General features: G+C 48.7%; 3 protein-coding genes. All 3 read left to right on the top strand.

From position 1 onward, the window contains the following. The coding region (locus tag D9736_RS14990) for a phage tail tape measure protein (protein WP_130258624.1) at nt 1–1,075 on the top strand (1,075 nt) is incomplete at its 5' end. A gap of 52 nt (nt 1,076–1,127) precedes the next feature. Next, complete coding sequence (locus tag D9736_RS14995) at nt 1,128–1,505, top strand: PH domain-containing protein (RefSeq protein ID WP_001514801.1); 378 nt, start codon at nt 1,128–1,130, stop codon at nt 1,503–1,505. Nucleotides 1,506–1,568: 63 nt separating this feature from the next. Then, a partial coding sequence (locus D9736_RS15000; RefSeq protein ID WP_205712929.1) for a DNA circularization N-terminal domain-containing protein occupies nt 1,569–1,977 on the top strand: 409 nt, incomplete at its 3' end.

Below are 1,977 nucleotides of genomic sequence, written 5' to 3' on the forward strand. Positions count from 1 at the left end.
GGTACAGCTCGATTTTACTGATGGCAAAGGGAGTTTTGGCGATCTTGATAACATGTTCAGGCAACTGGCAAAGCTGCGAAAACTGACCGACGTTAAGCGAACCGGTGTACTTAAGGCAATATTTGGTGATGATGCCGAAACCCTTCAGGTGGTCAATGCCCTGATCGATAAAGGAAAGGATGGCTACGATCAGATCCAGCAGAAGATGAATAAACAGGCCAGCCTGAATAAACGTGTTCAGGCTCAGCTTGGTACGCTGTCCAACCTGTGGGAGGCAATGACGGGGACCGCAACTAACGGCCTTGCGGCTATTGGCGGCGCATTTTCTGGTGACGCCAAAAATATCACGCAATGGCTGGGGGAGTTGGGGGAAAAATTCACGAAGTTTGCGGATGAAAATCCCCGGGTTATTCGTGGCGTCGTCGGGCTCGCTGCCGGTCTTGCGATTCTGAAACTGGGATTGATGGGCGTGGGCGGTGCCATCAGTATTGTAAGCAGGATTATGTCGATGACGCCGATTGGCATGATTGCGACGGCGATAGCCCTGGCTGCGGGATTAATTATCACTAACTGGGATGTTGTCGGACCTTATTTTAAGAAGCTCTGGGAAACCATTGGTCCTTATTTTGAGGCTGGCTGGGAACTCCTTAAGAAAGTTTTTGCCTGGTCGCCGCTGGGGATGGTGATCAATAACTGGGGGCCGGTTGTTAAGTGGTTTCAGGATATGTGGGACAAGCTGAAGCCAATTATTGAGTGGTTTACCGACAGTTCCGGTGACACGGTCGATGCCATTAACTCTGCGCAGTGGGGCGCGGGTGCTTATGATGCTTATGGGACGGGAATACCGGCGCGGGGATACACACCTTATCCGGCGGTAGATCCGGCTCAGTCAAACAACGCCTCCGATGCCACAGGCCCGAATCCCTTCATGATTAACAAAGCTTCTGCGCCAAAAGTTGATGGTGAGATCAAGGTCTCTTTTGTGAATTCGCCTCCGGGTATGCGGGTTATGGAAACGCGATCCAGCGGTTTTGATATAAATCACGATGTTGGCTATACGCATATTGGTAGATGACGGAACCAGATATAATTTGTCTTCGAGTCTGTTATCAACTGAAGGGAAATCTATGGGTCTGTTACATGCCATTATAGGTAATGCCGGTGAAATTAATGCATCAGATGCACAACAGGAATTAGGGGCTGTTTTAGGTGAGGGAGAAAATGTCGAACTTGCCTATAAACTCATTCGTGACCAAATTATTCTGACTAACAGAAGGTTAATTTTTATTGATAAGCAGGGTGTCACAGGGAAAAAAGTTGAGTATCGTTCGATTCCATATAAATCTGTGACAAACTTTTCTATTGAAACCGCTGGGCATCTTGATCTTGATGCTGAAATGAAGATATGGATTTCTGGTATTGCAGAACCGATAAAAAAACAGTTCAGTAAAGGAGCAAACATTTATAAATTGCAGGCCCATCTGGCTCAAAAAATAGCAGGGTAAACCTTACATCAATTTATGTCTTTCATGCCCACTTCGGTGGGCTTTTTTATATCCGGAGTTTATATGACGTGGAAAGACAGGCTTCAGGATGCGTCATTTCGCGGCGTATCGTTTAAGGTTGAAGAAGAAAGTGCGGGAACCGGTCGCCGTGTGGAAACACACGAATACCCGAACTGCGACAAACCCTATACCGAAGACCTGGGGAAAATCACTTTCCGCCCGTCCATCACGGCTTATGTGGTGGGAGATGACTGCTTTGACCAGCGCGATCGCCTGATTGACGCGCTGAATAAACCCGGTCCCGGCACGCTTGTCCACCCGACATACGGTGAGGTGAAAGTCTGTGTTGACGGGGAAGTTCGGGTCAGCACATCGAAGAGTGAAGGGCGTATTGTCCGCTTTGACCTGAAGTTTGTCGAAGCGGGAGAACTCTCTTACCCCACATCAGGCGTGGCGACGGCGCAGACGCTGA

Origin of the sequence: Escherichia sp. E10V10, from assembly GCF_004211985.1 — a bacterium.
Lineage (GTDB): Bacteria > Pseudomonadota > Gammaproteobacteria > Enterobacterales > Enterobacteriaceae > Escherichia.